The sequence below is a fragment of the Acinetobacter sp. Marseille-Q1623 genome (assembly GCF_902809895.1).
GTDB classification, from domain to species: Bacteria; Pseudomonadota; Gammaproteobacteria; order Pseudomonadales; family Moraxellaceae; genus Acinetobacter; species Acinetobacter piscicola_A.
In genome coordinates this window covers 234,690-257,998 of sequence record NZ_CADDWG010000001.1, presented here as the reverse complement: position 1 = coordinate 257,998, position 23,309 = coordinate 234,690, and the positions used below count along the sequence as shown (strand labels likewise).

The 23,309-nt window shown below is 38.7% G+C and carries 24 protein-coding genes; 11 read left to right on the top strand and 13 right to left on the bottom strand.

From position 1 onward, the window contains the following. Nucleotides 1-184: 184 nt before the first annotated feature. The gene (locus HUV91_RS01205; RefSeq protein ID WP_174492265.1) at nt 185-2,692 is read right to left on the bottom strand and encodes an ABC transporter permease; all 2,508 of its coding nucleotides are present in this window, start codon (nt 2,690-2,692) and stop codon (nt 185-187) included. Further along, the gene (locus HUV91_RS01200) at nt 2,689-3,420 is read right to left on the bottom strand and encodes an ABC transporter ATP-binding protein (protein WP_174492264.1); all 732 of its coding nucleotides are present in this window, start codon (nt 3,418-3,420) and stop codon (nt 2,689-2,691) included. The genes HUV91_RS01205 and HUV91_RS01200 overlap by 4 nt, the downstream gene beginning before the upstream one ends. Nucleotides 3,421-3,436: 16 nt before the next feature. Between HUV91_RS01200 and HUV91_RS01195 the strand changes: the two genes are divergently transcribed. Then, nucleotides 3,437-4,081: an arylesterase gene (locus HUV91_RS01195; RefSeq protein WP_174492263.1), complete on the top strand. Its 645-nt coding sequence runs from the start codon at nt 3,437-3,439 to the stop codon at nt 4,079-4,081. A 76-nt stretch (nt 4,082-4,157) separates the two neighbouring features. On the opposite strand, the gene thrH is transcribed toward HUV91_RS01195, so the two are convergent. Next, on the bottom strand, nt 4,158-4,775 hold the full coding sequence (gene thrH, locus HUV91_RS01190) for a bifunctional phosphoserine phosphatase/homoserine phosphotransferase ThrH (RefSeq protein WP_130074708.1): 618 nt from the start codon (nt 4,773-4,775) through the stop codon (nt 4,158-4,160). Nucleotides 4,776-4,969: 194 nt separating this feature from the next. Here thrH and HUV91_RS01185 point away from each other — a divergent pair, with 194 nt between their 5' ends. Together HUV91_RS01185 and HUV91_RS01180 are read left to right on the top strand one after the other, a co-directional pair. Further along, nucleotides 4,970-5,704 (top strand): phosphoadenylyl-sulfate reductase, encoded by a 735-nt coding sequence (locus HUV91_RS01185; protein WP_174492262.1) that lies wholly within the window; start codon nt 4,970-4,972, stop codon nt 5,702-5,704. A 172-nt stretch (nt 5,705-5,876) separates the two neighbouring features. After that, a complete protein-coding gene (locus HUV91_RS01180; RefSeq protein ID WP_174492261.1) occupies nt 5,877-7,268 on the top strand; it encodes a WS/DGAT/MGAT family O-acyltransferase in 1,392 nt (463 codons plus the stop codon). A 93-nt stretch (nt 7,269-7,361) separates the two neighbouring features. On the opposite strand, the gene HUV91_RS01175 is transcribed toward HUV91_RS01180, so the two are convergent. The 6 genes from HUV91_RS01175 to HUV91_RS01150 all read right to left on the bottom strand — a co-directional run bounded on the left by HUV91_RS01175 (nt 7,362) and on the right by HUV91_RS01150 (nt 12,126). After that, nucleotides 7,362-7,535 (bottom strand): PA1571 family protein, encoded by a 174-nt coding sequence (locus HUV91_RS01175; RefSeq protein WP_165353094.1) that lies wholly within the window; start codon nt 7,533-7,535, stop codon nt 7,362-7,364. A 128-nt stretch (nt 7,536-7,663) separates the two neighbouring features. Then, nucleotides 7,664-9,118, bottom strand: coding sequence for a ribonuclease G (gene rng, locus HUV91_RS01170; protein ID WP_174492260.1), 1,455 nt, complete (start codon nt 9,116-9,118; stop codon nt 7,664-7,666). A 40-nt stretch (nt 9,119-9,158) separates the two neighbouring features. Further along, nucleotides 9,159-9,725 carry a Maf family nucleotide pyrophosphatase gene (locus tag HUV91_RS01165; protein ID WP_174492259.1) on the bottom strand — a complete coding sequence of 189 codons (567 nt, stop codon included), beginning with the start codon at nt 9,723-9,725 and terminating at the stop codon, nt 9,159-9,161. Continuing rightward, nucleotides 9,713-10,210: a rod shape-determining protein MreD gene (gene mreD, locus HUV91_RS01160; protein WP_174492258.1), complete on the bottom strand. Its 498-nt coding sequence runs from the start codon at nt 10,208-10,210 to the stop codon at nt 9,713-9,715. The genes HUV91_RS01165 and mreD overlap by 13 nt, the downstream gene beginning before the upstream one ends. Continuing rightward, complete coding sequence (gene mreC, locus HUV91_RS01155) at nt 10,197-11,054, bottom strand: rod shape-determining protein MreC (protein WP_130074702.1); 858 nt, start codon at nt 11,052-11,054, stop codon at nt 10,197-10,199. The genes mreD and mreC overlap by 14 nt, the downstream gene beginning before the upstream one ends. 31 nt (nt 11,055-11,085) lie before the next feature. Continuing rightward, nucleotides 11,086-12,126: a rod shape-determining protein gene (locus HUV91_RS01150; protein WP_130074701.1), complete on the bottom strand. Its 1,041-nt coding sequence runs from the start codon at nt 12,124-12,126 to the stop codon at nt 11,086-11,088. 134 nt (nt 12,127-12,260) lie between these two features. Between HUV91_RS01150 and gatC the strand changes: the two genes are divergently transcribed. From gatC to HUV91_RS01125, 5 genes are all read left to right on the top strand, one after another. Next, nucleotides 12,261-12,575 carry an Asp-tRNA(Asn)/Glu-tRNA(Gln) amidotransferase subunit GatC gene (gene gatC / locus HUV91_RS01145; RefSeq protein ID WP_130074700.1) on the top strand — a complete coding sequence of 105 codons (315 nt, stop codon included), beginning with the start codon at nt 12,261-12,263 and terminating at the stop codon, nt 12,573-12,575. 51 nt (nt 12,576-12,626) lie between these two features. After that, complete coding sequence (gatA, locus tag HUV91_RS01140; protein WP_174492257.1) at nt 12,627-14,105, top strand: Asp-tRNA(Asn)/Glu-tRNA(Gln) amidotransferase subunit GatA; 1,479 nt, start codon at nt 12,627-12,629, stop codon at nt 14,103-14,105. Further along, on the top strand, nt 14,105-15,580 hold the full coding sequence (gene gatB, locus HUV91_RS01135) for an Asp-tRNA(Asn)/Glu-tRNA(Gln) amidotransferase subunit GatB (RefSeq protein WP_174492256.1): 1,476 nt from the start codon (nt 14,105-14,107) through the stop codon (nt 15,578-15,580). Before gatA ends, gatB begins: the two co-directional genes overlap by 1 nt. A 61-nt stretch (nt 15,581-15,641) precedes the next feature. Then, nucleotides 15,642-16,613, top strand: coding sequence for a hypothetical protein (locus tag HUV91_RS01130; protein WP_174492255.1), 972 nt, complete (start codon nt 15,642-15,644; stop codon nt 16,611-16,613). Between the two features lie 44 nt (nt 16,614-16,657). After that, the gene (locus HUV91_RS01125; protein WP_228721824.1) at nt 16,658-17,200 is read left to right on the top strand and encodes a hypothetical protein; all 543 of its coding nucleotides are present in this window, start codon (nt 16,658-16,660) and stop codon (nt 17,198-17,200) included. A 117-nt stretch (nt 17,201-17,317) separates the two neighbouring features. On the opposite strand, the gene HUV91_RS01120 is transcribed toward HUV91_RS01125, so the two are convergent. Together HUV91_RS01120 and HUV91_RS01115 are read right to left on the bottom strand one after the other, a co-directional pair. Further along, a complete protein-coding gene (locus HUV91_RS01120; RefSeq protein WP_174492253.1) occupies nt 17,318-17,704 on the bottom strand; it encodes a lysozyme inhibitor LprI family protein in 387 nt (128 codons plus the stop codon). After that, a complete protein-coding gene (locus HUV91_RS01115) occupies nt 17,701-18,225 on the bottom strand; it encodes a hypothetical protein (RefSeq protein WP_174492252.1) in 525 nt (174 codons plus the stop codon). Before HUV91_RS01115 ends, HUV91_RS01120 begins: the two co-directional genes overlap by 4 nt. A 266-nt stretch (nt 18,226-18,491) precedes the next feature. Here HUV91_RS01115 and HUV91_RS01110 point away from each other — a divergent pair, with 266 nt between their 5' ends. After that, on the top strand, nt 18,492-19,223 hold the full coding sequence (locus HUV91_RS01110; protein WP_174492251.1) for a sulfite exporter TauE/SafE family protein: 732 nt from the start codon (nt 18,492-18,494) through the stop codon (nt 19,221-19,223). Nucleotides 19,224-19,355: 132 nt separating this feature from the next. Then, nucleotides 19,356-19,715: a hypothetical protein gene (locus HUV91_RS01105; protein WP_130074692.1), complete on the top strand. Its 360-nt coding sequence runs from the start codon at nt 19,356-19,358 to the stop codon at nt 19,713-19,715. A 218-nt stretch (nt 19,716-19,933) separates the two neighbouring features. On the opposite strand, the gene HUV91_RS01100 is transcribed toward HUV91_RS01105, so the two are convergent. Then, nucleotides 19,934-20,521, bottom strand: coding sequence for a 1-acyl-sn-glycerol-3-phosphate acyltransferase (locus HUV91_RS01100; protein ID WP_174492250.1), 588 nt, complete (start codon nt 20,519-20,521; stop codon nt 19,934-19,936). Between the two features lie 368 nt (nt 20,522-20,889). On the opposite strand from HUV91_RS01100, the gene HUV91_RS01095 reads away from it, so the two are divergent. Then, nucleotides 20,890-21,375, top strand: coding sequence for a copper resistance protein NlpE (locus HUV91_RS01095; protein ID WP_174492249.1), 486 nt, complete (start codon nt 20,890-20,892; stop codon nt 21,373-21,375). 95 nt (nt 21,376-21,470) lie between these two features. On the opposite strand, the gene HUV91_RS01090 is transcribed toward HUV91_RS01095, so the two are convergent. Continuing rightward, nucleotides 21,471-23,075, bottom strand: coding sequence for an isocitrate lyase (locus HUV91_RS01090; RefSeq protein ID WP_174492248.1), 1,605 nt, complete (start codon nt 23,073-23,075; stop codon nt 21,471-21,473). Between the last annotated feature and the right edge of the window lie 234 nt (nt 23,076-23,309).

The following is a 23,309-nucleotide window of genomic DNA, read 5'->3' as shown; positions in this document are numbered from 1 at the left end:
ACTACGCAAAGTAATTTAAACCTCTCGATGTATTTCGAGTCTGTGCAAACTTTTAATTATATTATCTAACTTTAATCGAATGGTATTAAACATATAGATCAATTAAACTCAGCAAAATATAATTAAAATGGATGCATAAAAAAGCCAATGGTTGGGCCATTGGCTTTTTCTACATTTACACAGATTAATTCATTTCTCTTAGACTTTGTAAGGGCGGAATATCACTTAAGTAGCTCAAACGATAACGCCCAATCAAAGCACAGATCACCGTCATTAAAATCGGCAGAATCATCCAAATTTGCCAATGCATTTGTATCTGCAGATCCATACGATGACTGGCAATTGCACTGATAATTTCAGCAAAGAAACACGAAACAATGCCTGCAATGAAACCAATAAAACCTATTTCCATCGTGAGTCTATTTTTTAATTGTGCCTTGGTGCTCCCAAAGGAACGCAACAATGCGACTTCTCGTTTACGTTCATCTAAAAGTAAATTAATGCATGCGACCAAAACTAAAATACCTGAAATCGTCACCAACACAGCCAATACAGTAATGATTTGCACCAAGACATTCACCAAACGCTTGATCTCATCCAAAATCACTGAGACATCAATAAAAACAGTATTGCTAAACTGTTGAATAACCTTTACCAATTGACCCTTTTGCTCAGGTGGTACATAAAAACTGCCGAGGAAACTGCCTGCATTTTCATCCAAAGTATTGGGTGCAAAAATAAAGAAGAAATTTGGGCTAAAACTTTGCCATTCCACACTGCGTAAATTGGTCACCTGAGCCTCAAACTGTCCTTCAGGCAAACTAAACGTTAAACGATCACCAATTTTGATCGCCAAATCTTGTGCAAGCTTGGCTTCAATTGAGACTTCACCTGCCGCTAATTGGCTTTGTCCTTCTACAATCACATTGTCTTTAGGATAATGATCTGCTTGGGTGAGATTTAATTCTCTTTTTAAAGCATTATTCTTTTCCACCAAAGCATTGGGAAATGCTTGCCCATTTTTCGCAATCAAACGTCCGCGCACATTGGGATATAACGGTGTCGCTGTCCAGTTGTGTGCTGCAATCTGTTGCTTAAAATCTGCAACATCTTGAGGCGGTAAACCATAAATAAATTGATTCGGTGTACCCATAGGCAATTGCTGTTGCCACCGCTCTAAAATATCCGTTCTTAACACACTCAACACGGTAATTAAACTCAGCCCTAAAGCCAAAGCCGTGATCTGAATCGCCGTTTGCGTAGGGATACGTACATAACTTGACCAACGATTTTTCAAAGATTTAATCAGTTTTAAAATCGCATAAACCACAACAAATAACACTATACTCAGCACGATGATTGCGCCGATCACCACACTGGTCAAGACTAGATTTTCAGTCAACACCAAACTAAAAATCACTAGGCTGCATAAGCCCGTTACAAACATCCATAATAAAGAACTTTTCGACTGTTCTTGCTGACGAATTACCCGAATCGGGGGGGTACGCAACAGTTGCCATAAACTTGGCAAAATAAAACCGCACAATACAATTGCACTGGTAAAAATCGCAATAGGTAAAGGTCCAAACAACATGCCAAGTACTGAAAACTGCAACTCAAGCGATGGGATCAATTGCAACATCAGTTGTAACAACCCATAACCCAACAGCATCCCTAAAACACTGCCAAGCACCATTGAAATAACGATCACCACCGCAAGCAATGCCATAAAAGTTTGAAAAATCTGCTTTTTACTTGCCCCCATACACCGCATCAAAGCAATATAATCTTGATTTTGCTGTACATAACGTTGGCTGGTTAAAGCAATCGCTAAACCGCAAAGCAAAATCGTCATGATATTTGCCAATTGTAGAAAAGTATCCAAATTTTCAATCGGTTTAATAAGACGTGTATTACCTTCATTCGCATTACGTAGTTTTAAGTCTGATGCGGCTGCAATGTCTTGTTGCGCCAAATTTTCTTGGGCTGTCGAACTGTGTTGTAAGGCTGCTAAACGTTGTTTTTGTTTATCTTGAAAAGCCTGAAAAATTTGCTCATAGCGCTGTGTTTGGGATTTATCACCTGCAAGCAATAAACGATAGTCAATACGACTCCCGACTTGTATCGCATTGGTTTTAGCAATATCCGCTTGGGAGATAATCACGGTAGGAGAAAATGCTGAAAAGCCAAGCTCTTGATTCGAATCACGTTCAATCTTCCCCGAAACTTTAAACTTTCCATCCGCAATTTGAATCTGATCCCCCACGTTCACCTTGAGTAAATCCATCGCACGTGGGCTCAACCACACTTGCCCAGATTGTAAATATTGCGCTTGTGGTTGAATGCGTAATTCACCACGTAAAGGAAAAGCTTGATCAATGGCTTTGACATTCACCATAACAAATTGATCATCGGTAGATGCCATCGTACCAAACATCGTGACATGCGACTGTTTCAACCCAAGTTGTTCTGCTTGCTTGATCCATGGCGCTGCAATAGGTGCATTATCACTGAGTACCAAATCCGCAGCTTGCATTTTTGCTGCTTGCAAGGACACCGCATCTTGTACTTGTTCATTGCTAAATTTCAAGGCGGTTGTGGCACTAATGGCAATACTTAATGCAATGATCAACAAATAAATACCTGTTGTACCGAAACTCTGTCGAAACAACGGCTTAAATAATGCCATCATCGCGACACCTCTGTCTGCTCAATCAGTTGACCCTCTTTAAGTTCAAAATGCCTTTGGCATTGTGCAGCAAGCTTGGGATCATGCGTAACCAACACCAAAGTTGTGCCTAATTCACGATTCAGTTCAAATAATAATTGCTCAATCTCTTGTGCTGTATGTCCATCTAGATTCCCTGTAGGTTCATCTGCAAAAATGATTTTAGGTTCAGAAATGAGTGCCCGTGCAATTGCAACCCGCTGTTGTTCACCACCTGATAAGACTTTGGGGGGTTGTGTACTTTGTCGCTCTAAACCAACGCGTTGTAATAATTTTAGCGCTTTTTTTTCGGCATCAGCATAGCTAAAATTGGCATGTAAACGCAAAGGCAACATCACATTTTCAAGTGCCGATAAATGCGGTAATAATTGAAAAGACTGAAATACAAAACCAATATATTTCAAACGTAGCAAAGCCCGTTGTTCTTCATCTAAATTGTGGACAGTTTCACCACAGATCGACAATTGCCCAGAACTGGCTTGGTCTAAAGTTGCCAATATCCCCAATAGGGTGGACTTCCCTGAACCTGAACGTCCAGTAATCGCCACTTGCTGCCCTGCTAAAATCTCTAAATTTAAATTTTCAAAAATCGTTAAAGTTTGATGTGGTAATTGAATGCTTTGTGTAAGTTGCTGTGCAGAAATAATTGCTTGTGGCATGATAAAAGTCGAATTTGGCAAAACCGAAGACATGGCAAAGAAACCCTATATGCAAACTAAAAATTTAATTCAGTTTAAAAAAGTTCAAAAAATAAGTGCTTGCTTATTTTTTAGCACGATCTGGCTACTACCTGTTAGTAGTTTTGCAAAAACTGTGATGATTTTGGGAGACAGTTTAAGTGCAGGTTATGGAATAAATCCGCAACAAGGTTGGGTCAATTTATTACAATTACGCCTAAATCAAGAGTTTCCGAAGCAGCATAAAGTCGTAAATGCCAGCGTGAGCGGAGAAACCACCAGCGGCGCTTTGGCACGTTTGCCAAAACTGCTACAAACGCATAAACCACAAGTTGTGGTTATTGAACTCGGTGGAAATGATGGTTTACGCGGTCAGCCACCACAAATGATTCAAAAAAATTTGGCGCAACTGATTCAAAAAAGTCAACAAAGTAAAGCCACTGTCGTGCTATTGGGAATGAAAATTCCACCCAATTATGGCACAGCCTATAGTAAAGCCTTTGAAAATAATTACAAAATTCTTAGCCAACAATATAAAGTGAAAATGCATCCATTCTTTATGCAAGGAGTTGCAGGTCATCAAAATTTAATGCAAAAAGATTTAGTGCATCCCAATACAACTGCACAGAAAATTTTATTAAATAATGTCTACCCAATCATCAAAGGGGCATTATAACTCAGCACATGCTGTATGATTTTTCATAAACTCAAACCAAAAAAGACGCCTTAGCGTCTTTTTTCATGCAACAAGCTTATGCTGGAATATCACGTACAGAAGCGTTACGGATCGCTTCTTTTAATGCCGCATAACCATGAATCGGTGGAAATTGAGGGAATTCACGAATTACATTTTCAGGTGCATCAAACAAGAAACCTTGGTCTGCTTCACCTAGCATGGTTGTATCATTATAAGAATCACCTGCTGCAATCACACGATAATTTAAACCATGCAATGCTTTTACAGCTTGACGCTTTTGGTCTGGCTGACGCAATTTATACGCAGTGATCATGCCATTTTCATCCGTTTCTAATTTATGGCAGAAAATGGTTGGCCAACCTAATTGTTGCATCAAAGGATGTGCAAACTCATAGAATGTATCAGAAAGAATAATCAGTTGAAAATGAGTACGCACCCATTCCACAAATTCTTTTGCACCTTCGAAAGGTCCCATCTCTGCGATGACAGCTTGAATATCATTTAAGCCTAAACCATGCTGTTTTAAAATATTCAAACGCTGTGTCATCAACACATCATAGTCAGGAATATCACGAGTTGTTGCTTCTAGTTCTTTGATTCCTGTTTTCTTAGCAAAATTGATCCAGATTTCTGGTACCAATACACCCTCAAGATCAAGACATACGATTTCCATGGGTTCTCCCAAATGCCAATTGTAAATTTTGGCGCTATCATAGCATTAAAGATTGCGCAATTTAACGAAACTTTATAAATCTATTTTATTCATAAGCATTGTATTTAATCTGCTAAGCAGTTTATTTCATTTACTTTAAAATATGATCAATTTCAAAGTACAACATAGCTTCAAGCTAAAGCCAGAGGCAACAAATGACTGTTATTCCTACAATTGATCATGTAGATGCGCTTGCAGCAGAATATGCTGATAAATCTCCATCAGACATTCTTGCCTTAGCACTTTCACAACACGGTGAAATTGCCATTTCTTTTTCAGGTGCTGAGGATGTCGTACTGATTGATATGGCTGCAAATTTAGGCAAGCCCTTTCGCGTGTTTAGCTTAGACACGGGGCGTCTACATGCTGAAACCTATCAGTTCATTGAAACTGTTCGTAAGCATTACAATATTCAAATCGAAATCTGCTTTCCTGAAGCTGAAGCCGTTCAAAAACTTGTCAATGAAAAAGGGCTATTTAGCTTTTATCAAGATGAACATAAAGAATGTTGTGGTATTCGTAAAGTTCAGCCTTTACGCAAAAAACTTGCAACGCTAGATGGTTGGATTACAGGTCAACGTAAAGATCAAAGTCCAGGAACACGTACAGAAATCCCTGTGATTCAGGCAGATTTAGGTTTTTCAGGCGAAGGCAAACAATTGATTAAATATAATCCCTTAGCCAATTGGTCAAGTGCCGACGTATGGAGTTATATCCGTATGATGGAAGTACCATTTAATCCACTGCATGAAAAAGGTTTTATTTCCATTGGCTGTGAACCTTGTACTCGAGCTGTACTGCCAAATCAACATGAACGTGAGGGTCGCTGGTGGTGGGAAGAAGCAACCCATAAAGAGTGTGGTTTACACGCAGGCAACCTTAAAAAGTAGTTCAAAAAAAGCCACTGATATTCATTGGCTTTTTTTATAGCCCCAGTATTCACACTTTATTCACTATTCTTTTTTGTTTCACTTTATACTAAAATCAGATGGATAATTCTAAAAAATCAGCGCTCAAATTATCTGAGTCGTTGTTGTTTTTGCAGTGAGGCAAATCATTACCATGCGACCATTACACCCTCTTGATTTTATTTTTCTAAATCTAGAAAAGCGCCAACAACCCATGCATGTTGGAGGATTGTTTTTATTTCAAATCCCCGATGATGCACCCTCTACGTTTATTCAAGACCTCGTTGCAGACATACGAAACTCGAAATCTATTCCTGTTCCACCCTTTAATAATCGTTTAAATGGTCTATTTTGGGATGAAGATGAAGAATTTGATATTGACCACCATTTTCGCCATATCGCACTGCCACATCCCGGAAGAATACGCGAATTATTGGTTTATATTTCACAAGAACATAGTGCTTTAATTGACCGTGCTAAACCATTATGGACATGCCATATCATTGAAGGCATTGAAGGTAATCGTTTTGCCATGTATTTTAAAATCCATCATGCCATGATCGATGGTGTTGCAGGTATGCGTTTATTGGAAAAATCATTTTCCAAAGATCCCAATTCAAAATCAATCATTCCTCCTTGGTGTGTGGAAGGCAAACGTGCCAAACGCTTAAAAGCACCTAAAGTCAGTAAAATTAAAAATATTTTATCCACCATTAAAGGGCAAATTGAGGTTACACCAAAAGTTACCCAAGAACTTTGCCAAACTATTTTTAAAGAAATGGGCAAAAATCCTGACTATGTATCAAGTTTTCAAGCACCAAGTAGTATTTTTAACCAACGGGTAAGTTCGTCTCGTCGTTTTGCAGCTCAGTCTTTTGAGTTAGATCGTTTTCGCACCATTTCCAAAGCCCTAAATGTCACCATTAATGATGTGGTTTTAGCTGTTTGTTCAGGTGCTTTACGTGAATATTTGACCAGTCAAAACGCTTTACCTAAAAAGCCTTTGATTGCAATGGTGCCGGCTTCATTACGTGATGATGATTCAGACGTAAGTAACCGGATCACGATGATTTTGGCAAATTTAGGGACGCATAAAGATGAGCCTTTAGAGCGTTTAGACATTATTAAACGCAGTGTACAAAATGCAAAAAATCGTTTTAAACGCATGAATGCCAATCAAATTTTAAATTATAGTGCCTTTGTATATGGACCTGCAGGTTTAAATATTGCTTCAGGCATATTGCCTAAACACCAAGCATTTAACGTGATTATTTCCAATGTTCCCGGCCCTCGCGAACCTCTCTATTGGAATGGTGCCAAACTCGATGCCCTCTACCCAGCATCAATCGTACTTGATGGACAAGCCCTCAATATCACAATGACCAGTTATTTAGATAAACTTGAAGTGGGTTTAACAGGTTGCCGCCGTACTTTGCCTAAAATGCAAAATCTTTTGACTCATTTAGAAGATGAGATTCAACGCTTTGAAAAGCTTATTGCAGAACATGATCAAGTGGAAGATATTGCCAAGACAGTATCGGCTTAAAATGTGCAATTTTAAAATTATTTTTCTGATTGCTATTTTTGAAGAATGATGTTGAAACGATACAAATAAATTAAGGGGCGATTAAATTGCCCCTTAGTTTTTAATATTACGACATTGTTTGAGCAATTGATGACACATGGTCACGACCATATCTTTAGTAATGCTCACTTCTTTGCCATTTTCATCTAACATTACACAGGTATTCTTGGGTTGGTTGTCCAACACATGTTGTAGATTACGTGTGATAATTTTTTCACTTACTGTCATATTTACCTCACTTGCTAAGATTCAAATCCGAATCTATGGCTACTTGTTATGCTTAGTATTGTGAAATTAATCTGCTAGAAAGTAAAATGTCAGTTGTAACAAGTGTTTAACGATATCCTGTTACAATTTTAACTTAAAATGATATCGTATTGCTCTTGCGTATATAAATTTTCAACTTGGAACTTGATCACACGATGGATGAAATGCTCCAAATCCGCCACAGCAGGCGCTTCTGCTGTTAATAAACGGTCAATCACAGATGGATGTGCAACGACAGTAAAACCACTTTGTGACTCAAAAGCCCGCGCATATCTCAAAATTTCTCGAAAAATTTCGTAACATACTGTCTCGGCAGTTTTTACATAACCACGCCCTTGACAGGTTGGGCAAGACTCACACAGCAGATGTTCTAAAGACTCTCGGGTACGCTTACGCGTCATCTCCACCAAGCCAAGTTCAGATACTTGGGTAATCTTTGTTTTAGCATGGTCTCGTTCTAACATTTTATCGAAATGCTGCATCACCGCTTCGCGGTGCTCTGCCTCTTGCATATCAATAAAATCTATAATGATAATGCCGCCCAAGTTACGTAAACGTAATTGCCGTGCAATCACTTGCGTCGCTTCCATATTTGTTTTAAATACGGTGTCTTCAAGTGTACGCCCACCCACATAAGAGCCGGTATTCACATCAATGGTCGTCATGGCTTCTGTCTGATCAATCATCAGATAACCACCAGACTTCAAAGCAACCCGAGTTTGCAATGCTTTTTGAATATCTTCTTCAACATTATATAAATCAAATAATGGACGCTCACCCGGATAATGCAGCAAGTGTTGCTCCATATTCGGTACAAACTCTTTGACAAACTCTTGTAATTTACTGTGAATTTCACGTGAATCTACATAAATTTTAGCCGTATTTTCATTTGCCAAATCTCGAATCACACGCTGCGGTAAAGGCAATTCTTCAAAAATTAATGACGGTACAGCAATCGCTTTTTGTTTACGTTGAATATATTCCCAAAGCTTAACCAAATAGCACATATCTTGCATAATGGATGCTTCATCTATACCGTCCGCCGCAGTTCGTACAATCACTGAACCAGGTAATTTATGTTCACCCTGAATACGTTCAATAATCGAGCGCAAACGGTCTCGTTCTTCTTCTGATTCAATTCGTTGCGATACACCAATATGACTTCCATATGGCATTAATACCAAATAACGTGAAGGGATAGAAAGGTCTGTACTGAGCCGAGCACCTTTGGTTCCTAACATGTCTTTCATGACTTGAACGGTCAGGATTTGTCCGGGTTGTAATAACTCAAAGACATTGGGTGTAGGCTGATTTTTTTGCCAAACCATATCATTAATATGTAAAAATGCTGTACGAGAAAGCCCGATATCCACAAAAGCAGCCTGCATTCCAGGCAGCACACGCACGACTTTTCCTTTGTAAATATTGCCTACAAGACCACGCTTTACTGTACGTTCAACAAATAATTCATTGACCGTGCCATTTTGGATTAGCGCTACCCGACATTCCATAGGGGTGACGTTAATCAATAACTCGTCAGACATAATAAAAACTCAAAACATTATAAAAATTCTTTTGAAGTGGTTAATTTAATGCCTTAACCGCTTTTAATAACTGTACCGTCTCGTGTAAAGGAAGCCCCACCACATTCGTATAACTCCCCTCTATACGAGTGACATATTGTGCAGCGATCCCCTGAATGGCATAAGCACCTGCTTTACCTAAAGGTTCTCTAGTTGCCCAATAATATTCCATATCTTCTAGGCTTAATTTTTGTAATTGAACACGTGTGCTAACCACTTGTGTTACTGATTTTTCAGCTGTCGCGACAGAAATTCCAGTCAAAACTTCATGTTCATTATTAGATAATAATGACCAAATTTCAAAAGCATGCTGTTTAGATTCAGGTTTACCAATGATCTGATCATTGAATACTAAACTTGTATCTGCTGCAAGCACGACAGCATGCGGTTGACTTGCCAGTACAGTTTGCGCCTTCGTTTCTGCCAAACGGCGTACATACGATTCTATATGTTCATTTTCTAAAACAGATTCATCAATATCTGGGCTTAAAACTTCAAAGCTTAAACCCAATTGTTGCAACAGTTCTCTACGTCTAGGTGAACTAGAGGCTAATATTAAATTCGCCATTTTTTCAAAAGATAATATAAGATTGGCCAACTTAAAATACTTGCAACTAAAGGTTGCCAATGTCGTGTTAAAGAAAAGTTGATCCCAAACATAGTTTGTGCCAACAAGGTAAAGACGAGATGCGCAATCACAGCTAAACTAATAATGACCCATAAATTACTAAACGTCAGTACACGTCTTTCTCGAATGAAATAGCGTGTCAAAAATGCCAACACCACGTAACTCAGTGCATTCATTCCTAGTGGTGCATCAAGCAACAAGTCTGTAAACAAACCCATCGAAAATGCGAACCAAACACCACACCATGTCGGCTGACACAACACCCAAAATAAGGTGATTAACAGCATAAACAAAGGTCGCCAGCCTGCAATGCCATAAGACAAAGGATAGACCACTAAAATCGAGGCAATCACCACCGACAAGATAATGATAATAAATGGATCTTTACGCTGACGTTGCGAAGACAATTTTTTAGCGATCAACATGCGGCTGCTCCATCGCTAATGAGTCAGAAAATAATACCACCACATGATGCCCCCCTGCTAATTGTGCTGCAGGCGCAACATCAATACTCGCAAACTCACCTGAGTTATGACGCATTACTTTCGACACTGTTCCCACTAAATAACCTGCTGGAAAATGTTGTCCTAAACCTGAACTATAGACTTTATCCCCAACTTTAATATTGGCACTGGTTGGAACATATTCCATTTTCAAGCGCCCCAAATCACCTGTACCCGTCACAATTGCACGCATACCTGAACGTTCTAAACGCACAGAAAGCGAATGCTCTTTATCAGATAACAGCATGATACGGCTACTATGTGGATAGACATTAATAATCTGTCCCATAATGCCTTTATCATCCAATACCGTCTGCCCAACACGTAATTGGCTAGACGAACCGCGATTAATAATAATGATGTGACGTAGTGGATCTGCATCTGTACCAATCACTTCTGCAATTTCCATACGTCCATCAATAATCAAAGGCGTATCGAGTAATCCACGCAAACGAGTATTTTCCGCAGAAAGCTCGGACAATTTCTGTAGGCGCACTTGCGCCTGAAGCAATTCCGCTTGCATCGCAGTATTTTCACGGCGCAATTGGGCTTCAGACTTAGTTTGCTGGTTAAGCCATTCTTTCGATAATACAGGATAACTCGCAAGCGCATAAATGGGGTTATATGCGGCATACAAGACATCTCTTGCAGGTTGAATCACATGGGGCATACGCCAATTAAAAAACAGCACAACCACACATGTAATCACCGCAATGATGAATGAACGAAAAGATGGCGGTTGTCTTGAAAAGAGATTCGGTTGCACCGCCTCGTCCTTAAACTTAGTCTACAGAAGATTAGCCTACAAAAAGCATATCATGGTTCGGATTATCAAAGAATTCTAAGACTTTTCCACCACCACGGGTGACACATGTTAAAGGATCTTCGGCAACGACTACAGGTAAACCTGTTTCTTTAGCCAGTAATTTATCTAAATTACGTAATAAAGCACCACCACCAGTCAACACAATTCCACGTTCTGCAATATCTGAAGATAATTCAGGCGGTGTTTGTTCAAGTGCTGATTTGACAGCAGAAACGATACTTTGTAATGGATCAGCAATCGCTTGGCAGATCTCATCTGAAGTGACAGTAATGGCACGTGGCACACCTTCTGCCAAGTTACGACCACGCACTTCAATTTCTAAAGGTTTTTCTTCAGGAATCGCCATGCCCACTTCTTTCTTAATGATTTCAGCTGTGGTTTCACCAATCACACAACCATGTGCTTTACGGACATAGTTAATAATTTGTTCGTCAAATACATCGCCGCCAATACGTAAAGAATCTGCGTACACACAACCCTGTAGCGAAATAATGGCTATTTCAGTGGTACCACCACCCACATCAACGACCATTGAACCACATGCTTGTTCAACAGGCATACCTGCACCAATTGCTGCTGCCATTGGTTCTTCGATTAAGCGCACATCACGCGCACCAGCATTAAATACAGCCTCACGAATCGCACGGCGCTCAACTAGTGTAGATTTGCATGGAACACATACAACTACACGTGGCGCAGGTGGAAATAAACGTTTTTCGTGCACTTTGCCAATAAATTGATTTAACATGGTTTCAGTGACTTCAAAATCTGCAATTACACCATCTTTCATTGGACGAATAGCAGAAATGTTTGCAGGGGTACGGCCTAGCATCTGCTTAGCATCTAAGCCTACAGCTGCTACAATTTTTTGTGAACCGCTGTGGCGAATTGCCACAACCGTCGGTTCATTTAATATAATGCCCCGTCCTGGTGCATAAATCAGTGTATTAGCAGTACCTAAATCAATGGCAAGATCTGGCGAAAACAAGCCAATTAGTCGTTTTAGAATCACGGGTCGTTCTCAGTTAAACTTTAGTATGGACGCAAGATGGCAACTTTAACTAAATGTGATGCTTTGGACAAGTCAATCGCTTATTATAACGCACGATATTTTAACTTTTTTTAAAACTGATTAGGTGAGACATCATGTCAACTTCAGATGCTCAGCATTCTGCAGACTTAAATGCGCAAACTGTATCGCAGATTGCTAACCTCGCTCGATTGTCGCTAGATGATGCGCAATCTACTGAATATGCTCAAAGTTTAAATAAAATTTTAGGGATGATGGAAACTCTGAAAGGCATTGATACCGAAGGTGTTGAGCCACTTAAGAGTCCATTTGACAATCCACAACCTTTGCGTGAAGACGTTGTAACTGAAAGCAATCATCGTGAAGAATATCAAGCCGTTGCTCCTGCTGTACAGGACGGTTTGTATCTCGTACCACGTGTGATTGAATAAAATTTAAACAGTTAAATCTATTTCCCAAATTAATCGTAAAGAATTGTTCCCATGACTGATTTACATCGCTTATCTGTTCGTGAAATGGCTGAAGGCTTAAAAAGCGCTCAGTTTTCATCTCGTGAATTGACACAACATTATTTAGACCGTATTGCAAAGATTGACCAACACGTGAAATCTTATGTAACGGTTACCCCTGAACATGCACTTGCCCAAGCTGATGCTGCTGATGGTTTATTGAAATCAGGAATGGCAGGTGCACTAACAGGTGTTCCGCTTGCGCATAAAGATATTTTCTGTACCCAAGGCATCAAAACCACTGCGGGTTCAAAAATTTTAGACAACTTCATTTCTCCATATGACGCAACTGTAGTCAGCAAAGCCAAAGCAGCTGGCTTAGTGACTTTAGGTAAAGTCAATATGGATGAATTCGCTATGGGTTCAACCTCTGAAAGCTCATACTATGGTGCAACTAAGAACCCGTGGAACTTAGACTGCGTACCGGGAGGATCATCTGGTGGTTCTGCTGCGGCTGTAGCGGCTGATCTTACGCCGATTGCAACAGGTACGGATACAGGTGGTTCTATTCGTCAGCCTGCGTCATTCTGCGGCCTTACAGGCTTAAAACCGACTTATGGTCGTGTTTCCCGTTTCGGGATGATTGCTTATGCATCATCACTTGACCAAGGTGGGCCAATGGCACGTTCGGCAGAAGACTGTGCCTATTTGATGAATGTCATGGCAGGTCATGACCAAAAAGACTCAACATCAGTCAACAAAGACGTTGATGATTATGTTGCTGACTTAAATGCAACGACAGTCAAAGGTTTACGTATTGGTATTCCAAAACAATACTTCAATGTACAAGGTCTGGATGCTGACGTTAAAGCACGTGTTGAAGAATCTTTGAAAAAATTAGAAGAGATGGGCGCAACATTGGTTGAAATCGACCTCAACATGACTGACGCTTATGTACCGACTTATTACCTGATTGCGCCTGCCGAAGCATCTTCAAACTTACAGCGCTATGATGGTGTACGTTATGGTTATCGTGCTGAAAATCCAAAAGATATTTTAGACTTATATAAACGTTCACGTTCTGAAGGTTTTGGAGCAGAAGTTCAACGCCGTATCTTGATCGGAACATATGCGCTATCTGCGGGTTATTACGATGCTTACTATGTCAAAGCACAAAAAGTACGTCGTCTCATCCAACAAGATTTCTTAAAAGCCTTTGAATCTGTCGATGTGATTGCTGCCCCTTCTGCACCAACCACTGCTTATAAAATTGGTGCCTCTTTAGACCCTGTAGAAATGTACTTAGGTGACATTTATACCATCGCAGTGAACTTAGCAGGCTTACCTGCAATCAATGCCCCTGTTGGTTTTGATGCAAATAACCTTCCTGTCGGTTTACAGTTGATCGGAAACTACTGGTCAGAATCTCAATTGTTGTCTGTGGTGCATCAATACCAACAAGCAACGGATTGGCATACCAAACGTGCGGCAATTGCTGAGGAGAATGCATAATGTCTAAGAACGCGACTAAACCTAAATCAAACTTGATTGATGGCTGGGAAGTTGTGATTGGTATTGAGATCCATACGCAATTAGCAACAAATTCTAAAATTTTCTCAGGTTCATCGACTGAATTCGGTCAAGATCCCAACACCCAAGCGAGCCTTGTTGACTTGGCAATGCCAGGGGTTCTACCTGTATTAAATAAAGAAGTGGTGGATTTAGCGATTCGCTTCGGTTTAGGTATTGATGCCTACATCGACCAAGCCTCTGTATTTGCACGTAAAAACTACTTCTACCCTGACTCGCCTAAAGGCTACCAAATCAGCCAAATGGATAACCCCATTGTGGGATTAGGTCATATCGATATCCAACTTGAAGATGGCACAGTCAAACGCATCGGCGTGACACGTGCACACCTTGAGGAAGATGCAGGTAAATCGATCCATGACCAATTCGAAGGTATGTCAGGCATCGACTTAAACCGTGCAGGTACACCACTTCTTGAAATCGTTTCTGAACCTGATATGCGTTCAGTTGAAGAAGCTGTGGCGTATATTAAAGCGATTCACACGCTTGTGCGTTGGTTAGGCATTTCTGACGGTAACATGGCAGAAGGTTCGTTCCGTGCGGACTGTAACGTGTCACTACGTCGTCCGGGTCAACCGTTTGGTACACGTTGTGAGTTGAAAAACTTGAACTCATTCCGTTTCATTGAACAAGCGATCAATGTTGAAATTGAACGTCAAATGGAAATCTTGGAATGGGACGGCACGATCGACCAAGAAACACGTTTGTTCGACCCTGTGAAGATGGAAACGCGTTCTATGCGTTCGAAGGAAGAAGCGAACGATTACCGCTACTTCCCTGACCCTGACTTGTTGCCTGTGATTATTGCAGATGAGCAAATCGAAGCGATTAAAGCGACGATGCCCGAGCTTCCTGCTGCACGTCGTGCGCGTTTTGTGGCTGACTTTGGCGTGACTGAGTACGATGCTCACGTGCTTACGCTTACTCGTGAAATGTCAGAGTTTTATGAAGACGTGGTGAAAGCTGCAGGTGGTGCTGCGCAAGGTAAGATTGCTGCAAACTGGGTGATGGGCGAATTCTCAGGTGCTTTAAACAAAGCTGGCTTAGAGCTTCATGACTCTCCTGTATCTGCTGAAAAACTTGGCGGTATGATCGCGCGTATTGTGGACAACACCATTAACGGTAAGATTGCAAAGCAAGTGTTCGGCTTTATGTGGGAAGAAGGCAAAACTGCGGACGAGATTATTGCTGAAAAAGGCTTGAAACAGGAAACTGATACAGGCGCGATTGAAGCGATTATTAAAGACGTACTTGCTGCGAACGAGAAGATGGTTGAAGAGTATAAATCTGGTAAAGAGAAAGCCTTTAACGGTCTTGTTGGTCAAGTGATGAAAGCAGCGAAAGGTAAAGCGAATCCTGCGCAAGTGAATGAATTGATGAAGAAATTGATTGGTTGATTTATTCGCTAATTGGTTGATTTCGTGTTATAAGAACCTCGCTTAATGCGGGGTTTTTTTTATGATTAAAATACTTAGTGAACTTCAACAAGATTTAAATGATGCGAATGAGTTTAATCAAAAGCTTCAAGACCCTAATATTATTAAAAATCCACTTCTTGAATCACAATTACAGCAACTAATAAATCAGCTAGAAAGCCTACAAAATAAAATTGAGAGTTATCAAGTCGAGCTAGATACATTCGATAATCTGAAGAAATTGTTATCAAATACAATAGGCAATGTAAAAGAAAAATTTAATATAATTATGCTTGATACTTCAAATGATTACTCTCGTTTAGATCTGCGAAAGCAAATTAATTATATAAATTCAGCATTAGATTTAATTGATAATTTTCAACATAGCTATCGATATATAAATGACGTTATCAAAGTAGCAATTGATCAACAAATTGAAGTAGCAAACCAAAAGTTAGAAAAATTTGATCAGGTAATAAACAAATTACAAGGTGTTGCAACAGAACAGGTTTATGATAAAGCACACACTACCTATAAAACTAGATATAAAAATCTCGAAAATTTAGGCTATGGCACAATAGCTTTAAGTTTTGTTTCTACATTTGTTTGTCTATGGATATACCATCGCTATCCACATTTACTTTATTCTCTAATCACTTTTAAAATTACCTTTATCTTAGTCGCGATATTTCTTATTACCTATTTTTTTAAACAGGCTACCCAATACAGAAAATTAGCTGATAGTGCTGAACAGCGTCATCTAGAGTTACAAGCGATTCCGTCCTTTTTATCTACAATTAGTGACCAAGCACAAGATGAAATAAGAAAAGAGTTAGCTTTAAAATATTTTGGACAACCATTAGATGAAACACATTATTCATCCACGGAAAGCCTTATACAAGATCAAATCAAGTCATCTACGGAAGTCCTAAAAATGACTACTAGTTTATTAAAGTCAGAAAAATTAGCAATTAATACTACAAACGATAGTAAGGAAGATCTAAAACCTAATTAAATATGGCTGTTAAAAAGTGCCCTCTATTCTTCGAATCATTCTTTATGCGCGACTTTCTTTATAGTGAAATCGCCAATTGGGACGGTATACAAAACTTTCCTGAGCATCCTGATATTGCCATTCGCACAGGCACACAGCTCTGTGAACAACTACTAGAACCACTCCAAGACAAATTTGGACGGCTTGAAATTCGTTCTGCCTATCGTTCATGTACTGTAAATCGACTCGGTAATGAAAATAAACATAACTGTGGCAGTAACGAAAGTAACTATGCAAGTCATATTTGGGATTACCCTAACTCAAAAGGCTATGGTGCAACAGCCTGTATCGTCATTCCATCCCTCATTGAACTGATTGAAAAAGATACCGCCAATTGGAAACAAATCGCTTATTGGATTCATAACCATTTACCCTATAGCCATATGCAATTTTTTAAACGTAAAGACACCTTCTGTGCCTTTAATTTATCTTGGCATGAGCAACCGAGAAAGGAAATTTATAGTTTTATTACAGGCTATAAAGGCAATTTAAAAGTTACTCCTGAACCGAATCCTGAATATGAAAAGTTTTATCCTGATCTGATTTAAGATGTATGCTCGCCCCATTACAAACAGTATTATTCGCAACTAAATACACAAGCACTTTCACAATTGATTTTTCTATAAAAAGACCTGAAAAATCAGGTCTTTTACTCTTATTATCTATCAAAGCGAAGCTAAGTTTTCTAATTCATTCGCCCTTTTTAATGTTTCATTCATCACACAATTCGCAGCTTTAACCTGAGCAATTGAGCCACCATTCGGGTCTACATAAAATTTACAATTGGCATCACGATATTTGATCCATAAACGCTGTACTGCTTGTAATTCTTGCTTACGGGTTTTAGTCTGCTTTGACATTAAAGCGTTATAGGCTTTGTTTAAACGTGCATCCTGACGAGCAGTTTCAGCCGAAGTACACTGCACCATACCCATGGTACTGCTTGCTTTATTCATACACGCTGTGTATTGCTGACTGATTTTAGAATCAGCATAGCTTGCTTGTAAGCCAAGCATAAATAAGGAACTTGCTATGAGTAATTTTTTCATCATTTATCTCTCACCACACCCAATTTATTCCAAATATCAGGGGTTAAAAATGTCATCACCAATTTATTTAAATCGATATATTTCAACACACCATTTAACTGCTGTTTAATTTCAGGGGTTTTTAAAATTTCCTCACCTGTAATACTCCCCAGCTCTTGAAAACTCTCACCAACCGCTTGTAAACCTTCAGCCTTAATCACCGCTTGTGCTTGCGTAGAGCATTGCTCCGTTAAAATGCGTTGTAAGGTTTGTGCTAAGTTTTTATCTAAAGCCGTTTTTTGTTCATCTGTGACATGCGCAAAAGTTTTTAAATCGGGATGCTGTGCCAATGCAGTAAATGTCCATTGCAAAACGGTCGTTTTATCGGCGGCAGTCGTTGATTTCACTAAACACTCACTCAGTTGATCTACTGCCTCTCCTGCAACTGCAAATTGAGTCGCTCCCAATAAAGTACCAACCAATAACGCAGATTTTGCATAATGTAAAATTGTTTGATTTAAATGAGAAAAAACAAACTGTGACATAGATCAAATTCCAATAAAATATGCTTTCTTTGTAGCATAATTTATTGAAATAGACCTGTTAGAACTATGTAACTTATGTGAAGAATAAGTTCAGTTTTATATCAAGATTCAATTTTTCATAAAGTACAAATAGATCACCTGTTATTTGATGAAAAATACGTTCAATGATCAAAATCATTTAAAATAAAAGTCTATTTAAATCGATGAAGTTGCATGTCTAAATTTCTATCTCTACGATTTTATGTCTTCATTGCTTGGCATAACACATGATTTGGGTCATTTTTTGTATCGGTGCCATGCTTGCTGGTTTTGTACAAGGTTTAACAGGTTTTGCTTTCGCCTTGATCGCTATGTCATGTTGGATCTGGGTGCTTCCCGCACAAGTTGCTGCACCATTATTAGTCTTTGCATCTCTTTGGAGTCATTGCATTTCACTTGGCAAAGAACAAAAACACACATTACCCTTTTCTTTGGTAAAGCCGTATATCTTTGCTGGTTTAATTGGCGTTCCGCTTGGTACAGCACTTTTACATTATATTCACCAAGATATTTTTAAAATTGTGTTAGGTGTATTTCTCATTTTTTGGTGCCCAATCATCTATTTTGCACCCGCCTTACCACGACTCAAAAAAATGGGCAAAACTGCTGACCGTATCGTCGGATTTCTCGGCGGGATTTTGGGCGGCTTAGGCGGTTTCTGTGGCGCACTACCTTCCGCGTGGGTCATGCTCAAACAACTCTCTAAAGAGCAACAACGTTATATCCTGCGACACTTTAATTTTGCCATTCAATTATTCACCTTATTGGTTTATCTTTGGCATGGCACGCTCAATAGCAGTCATCTTTCTTATATTATTGTTTTGATGATTACCGTCAGCATCCCTGCAATTTTAGGTGCACAATTGTTTTATAAAATTTCTGAACAACAATTTAAACGAATTGTGCTTAGTTTATTATTTATGTCTGGTCTATTTTTAAGCACTTCTACACTGCTATAAATATTTACTTACAATTTTAAATAAACCCTAAGACAAAAGATGATCAATATGTCAATTTTTAATCAAATTTAGCTATTTAATTCAAAATATTACGCATATAATTTCAATCCTCATTTTTATACTACTAATGTGATGAAATCCTCATTTTTGTTAAGTTTAGCTGTCATCTTAACAGGTTGTGCTATCGGCACATCTAGCGAAATAAAATCAGCAGAAAAATTACTCAGTCAATTTGAATGTAAAAATATCGAAAGCGCAGAACTGGCACATAGTCCCATCACCTCTTACCATGAGCGTTCTCTTGCAGTAAGCCGTGAAAAAGCCATGTCATATATTGATAGCTATAAATCAGGTGATGTTTTATTTCAAATTCCATTAGATCATGTTGTACAACAACAATATGATGTATATAAATCTTCTTGTGAGGCTTTAGGTGGCGTGCAAAGTGAAAAAATATCTACACAAATAAATGAAAATCTTGAAAAGGAATAAAAGACCAATTTCATAAAAAGCTGTGGTTATGCCTCATTTAAATCTCTGTGCTGTGGCGTTCTAAAAAACCACCAAAGTCATCAAACAAAAAATTACAACTTCGTTTACAGCACATGCTATTACCGACGTAAACACACCTAACAGCAGATCAAAAATTATTTATAGAATAATGAGAAAAAAGACAGAATAAACCCTGTCTTTTATTTTTACTTGACTATTTATTTATCAGTATAATAACGTGTATCAACACTAAATAATTCAGGGAATTTTGGATTGATTTTTGCATAAAATGCCATGATTTCTGCCATATCTTTTTCATAATCTCCTGATGGATAAACAATCTTTCCAATACCTGTTTTTTTCTTGTCATAGTCCATGTAAGCCAATGCAATCGGCACACCTGCATTGACAGCAACATGATAAAAACCTGTTTTCCATTTTTCTTGTTTTGAACGTGTCCCTTCAGGTGTCACCAACATCACTAATTTAGGATGCGTTTTAAATAAATCCGTCATGAGTTCAACCATACTTGGGCGTGCTTCCCCCTCTTTTTTAGGTCGACGATCGATGCCAATTCCTCCCATTGCCCGAACAAATGGTCCAAATGGAAATTTCATATAGCTATCTTTAATGGTAATACGTACATTCACGCCTAAAGCTTTCAGTGCTAAACGTGCATATAAAGCATCCCAATTACTGGTATGTGGCGCTGCAATCATGACACATTGATCAATGGTTAAATCCCAATGATTATCAATTTCCCACCCCATTGCCCCAAGACTTTGTTCTGCCAATTTTTCGAACATGACAATTCCGCACTTATAAAGATAAAAATTTCGCGGATTGTAACAATATCATCATAATATAAAACTTAAATTTGATTATTTTTCAAACAATTAAATCACATTTGTACATTATATTTTTCCAAATGATTTTTATCTTAAAGTTTTGATTTAATCCAACATATTCTAGATGTAAATTTTGCGTATATTGAGAATTAATCTATAAAAATCCATCATCTCTTTTTTGTAATAAATCATTTTAAATCTGACTTATTTTAGTTCTACTTACCAATCATATTTATACAAAATCACCAAAGTGCTTACATTTATTGTCTATTTTCCCAAAAAGAAAACTTTTAAATTTTGGAATATCTTTATAGTGAGTAAATAGTATGAAAAAAACAGTACTTATTTTAATATTATCAGGTCTTGTTTTGACAGCTTGTTCCAAATCTACTGAAAAAAATACAGACCAAGTCGAAAATAAAACACAAGCTACTACAACCCAGACTCAAACAACAACTGCAGCGGACTCTGCTCATCAAGCAGAAAATAGTTTGGACTGGGCAGGAAAATATAAAGGTTTACTCCCTTGTGCTGACTGTGAAGGCATAGAAACGGAATTAACATTAAATGCAGATAAAACCTATGAATTAGAAGAAGAATACAAAGGCGGCAAAGGTGACGAGAAAAAATTTGAATCTAAAGGCAAGTTTACTTTTGATTCAACAGGCTCAATCATTACTTTAGATAAAAATGCAGATGAACGAAAATTCTTTGTAGGAGAAAATTTTCTTGAGGCGCGCAATCGTGAAACAGGTACAAAAATTGAAGGTCCTATCGCTGAACATTATAAATTAGCAAAAGAATTAAATTAATTCATCTTGGTCTAATTCATTACAACTTATTTACAATGATGAGATCACAATAAAAAACCCAGCTTTCGCTGGGTTTTTTCGAATCAGTTCGCGACTTAGTGAGCAGCGAATTGGTTCATTGTGTTTTTAGCATCGTCGTGTGCTTTAAGCGCGTTATCACCAGAGAAGATTTCTTTGTGATCATCACCGATGTCCGAACCAGCCATTGCCTGGTGTTTAACACAAGCGATACCGCCACGGATTTCTTTACGTTGTACGCCAGCAACATAAGCCAACATACCTTCAGAACCGAAGTAACCTTGAGCAAGCTCATGCGTAGAAAGAGCAGCTGTGTGGTAAGTCGGAAGTGTGATCAAGTGATGGAACACACCCGCTTCACGAGAAGCATCCGCTTGGAATGTACGTACTTTTTCATCAGCATCAGCAGCTAATTCAGTGTTATCGTACTCAGCGCTCATTAATTTAGCACGGTCGTAAGCAGAAACGTCTTTACCTTCAGCAACCCAACGATCGTACGCTTGTTGACGGAAGTTTAATGTCCAATTGAATGATGGAGAGTTGTTATAAACAAGTTTCGCATTTGGAACAACTTCACGTACACGGTTAACCATGTGAGCAATTTCTTCAACGTTAGGCGTTGCAGTTTCGATCCAAAGAAGGTCAGCACCGTTTTGTAAGCTAGTTACACAGTCAAGTACAACACGGTCAATTTGAGTACCTTCACGGAATTGATATAAACCAGAAGCTAAACGCTTAGGACGGTGTAATTTACCATTACGTTTGATCAAGATTTCATCTTCTTGAGCATCAGCAATATCAATTTCAACAGTGTCTAAGTAGCTGATGTATTGAGAAGCAATGTCACCTGGCTCTTTAACCACTGGGATTTTTTGAGTCAAGTCAGCGCCTTCAGAGTCAGTACGTGCAACGATGATACCGTCGTCAAGACCCATTTCTAAGAATGCATAACGTAATGCGTGGATTTTAGCGATGAAGTCTTCGTGTGGAACAGTTACTTTACCAGCTTGGTGACCACATTGTTTTGCATCAGATACTTGGTTTTCAATTTGAAGCGCACAAGCACCAGCTTCAATCATTTTCTTAGCAAGTAAGTAAGTTGCTTCTTCGTTACCGAAACCAGCGTCGATGTCCGCAATAATTGGCACAACGTGAGTTTCAAAGTTATCGATTTGTGCAGTGATTTCAGCAGCTTTTGCAGTATCACCAGCATCTTGTGCTTTTTTAAGCGCACGGAATAAATCGTTTAATTCTTTTGCGTCAGCTTGACGAAGGAAAGTATAGATTTCTTCGATCAATGCAGGAACTGAAGTTTTTTCATGCATAGATTGGTCAGGAAGTGGACCAAACTCTGAACGAAGCGCAGCTACCATCCAGCCTGAAAGATAGATATAACGTTTGTTTGTAGTACCGAAGTATTTTTTGTTCGCAATCATTTTTTGTTGTGCGATGAAACCGTGCCAGCAACCTAATGATTGAGTGTATTTGCTAGAATCAGCATCATACTCAGCCATATCACGACGCATAATCGCAGCTGTGTATTTCGCAATGTCTAAACCAGTTTTGAAACGGTTTTGCATTTGCATACGTGCAGCATCTTCAGGACTGATGTCTGCCCAAGTGTTGCCGAATTTTGCTTTTAATTCGCGGATTGCATCAATCGCTGTTTGGTATGTAGTCATGATTTTTTCCTGTCTTAATATTAGGATTTCATCCCATCGAATCGCTAAATCTAGTACTATCTATTTGTTCAGATTTAGTACGCTTCGTTGTTATGGACTTAGCTTAGAGTGACTTCTAAAATTAATCCAATATTTTGCGTTAATTCTCAGTATTTATTTAAAAAATATGTAGATCAAAGTCGTATTATAATTATATTACAAAATATTAATTCATTGTTTTTATTGAAATTAAAA

Coding starts and splice junctions, on each gene's coding strand:
- HUV91_RS01125 (WP_228721824.1), top strand. CDS start 16,658: ATGCGCGACTTTCTTTATAGTGAAATCGCCAATTGGGACGGTATACAA.
- HUV91_RS01100 (WP_174492250.1), bottom strand. CDS start 20,521: ATGTTCGAAAAATTGGCAGAACAAAGTCTTGGGGCAATGGGGTGGGAA.
- HUV91_RS01205 (WP_174492265.1), bottom strand. CDS start 2,692: ATGATGGCATTATTTAAGCCGTTGTTTCGACAGAGTTTCGGTACAACA.
- HUV91_RS01095 (WP_174492249.1), top strand. CDS start 20,890: ATGAAAAAAACAGTACTTATTTTAATATTATCAGGTCTTGTTTTGACA.
- HUV91_RS01180 (WP_174492261.1), top strand. CDS start 5,877: ATGCGACCATTACACCCTCTTGATTTTATTTTTCTAAATCTAGAAAAG.
- HUV91_RS01115 (WP_174492252.1), bottom strand. CDS start 18,225: ATGTCACAGTTTGTTTTTTCTCATTTAAATCAAACAATTTTACATTAT.
- HUV91_RS01165 (WP_174492259.1), bottom strand. CDS start 9,725: ATGGCGAATTTAATATTAGCCTCTAGTTCACCTAGACGTAGAGAACTG.
- gatC (WP_130074700.1), top strand. CDS start 12,261: ATGTCAACTTCAGATGCTCAGCATTCTGCAGACTTAAATGCGCAAACT.
- HUV91_RS01120 (WP_174492253.1), bottom strand. CDS start 17,704: ATGATGAAAAAATTACTCATAGCAAGTTCCTTATTTATGCTTGGCTTA.
- HUV91_RS01200 (WP_174492264.1), bottom strand. CDS start 3,420: ATGTCTTCGGTTTTGCCAAATTCGACTTTTATCATGCCACAAGCAATT.
- HUV91_RS01195 (WP_174492263.1), top strand. CDS start 3,437: ATGCAAACTAAAAATTTAATTCAGTTTAAAAAAGTTCAAAAAATAAGT.
- gatB (WP_174492256.1), top strand. CDS start 14,105: ATGTCTAAGAACGCGACTAAACCTAAATCAAACTTGATTGATGGCTGG.
- HUV91_RS01110 (WP_174492251.1), top strand. CDS start 18,492: ATGATTTGGGTCATTTTTTGTATCGGTGCCATGCTTGCTGGTTTTGTA.
- HUV91_RS01090 (WP_174492248.1), bottom strand. CDS start 23,075: ATGACTACATACCAAACAGCGATTGATGCAATCCGCGAATTAAAAGCA.
- HUV91_RS01130 (WP_174492255.1), top strand. CDS start 15,642: ATGATTAAAATACTTAGTGAACTTCAACAAGATTTAAATGATGCGAAT.
- rng (WP_174492260.1), bottom strand. CDS start 9,118: ATGTCTGACGAGTTATTGATTAACGTCACCCCTATGGAATGTCGGGTA.
- thrH (WP_130074708.1), bottom strand. CDS start 4,775: ATGGAAATCGTATGTCTTGATCTTGAGGGTGTATTGGTACCAGAAATC.
- HUV91_RS01105 (WP_130074692.1), top strand. CDS start 19,356: ATGAAATCCTCATTTTTGTTAAGTTTAGCTGTCATCTTAACAGGTTGT.
- gatA (WP_174492257.1), top strand. CDS start 12,627: ATGACTGATTTACATCGCTTATCTGTTCGTGAAATGGCTGAAGGCTTA.
- HUV91_RS01185 (WP_174492262.1), top strand. CDS start 4,970: ATGACTGTTATTCCTACAATTGATCATGTAGATGCGCTTGCAGCAGAA.
- mreD (WP_174492258.1), bottom strand. CDS start 10,210: ATGTTGATCGCTAAAAAATTGTCTTCGCAACGTCAGCGTAAAGATCCA.
- HUV91_RS01175 (WP_165353094.1), bottom strand. CDS start 7,535: ATGACAGTAAGTGAAAAAATTATCACACGTAATCTACAACATGTGTTG.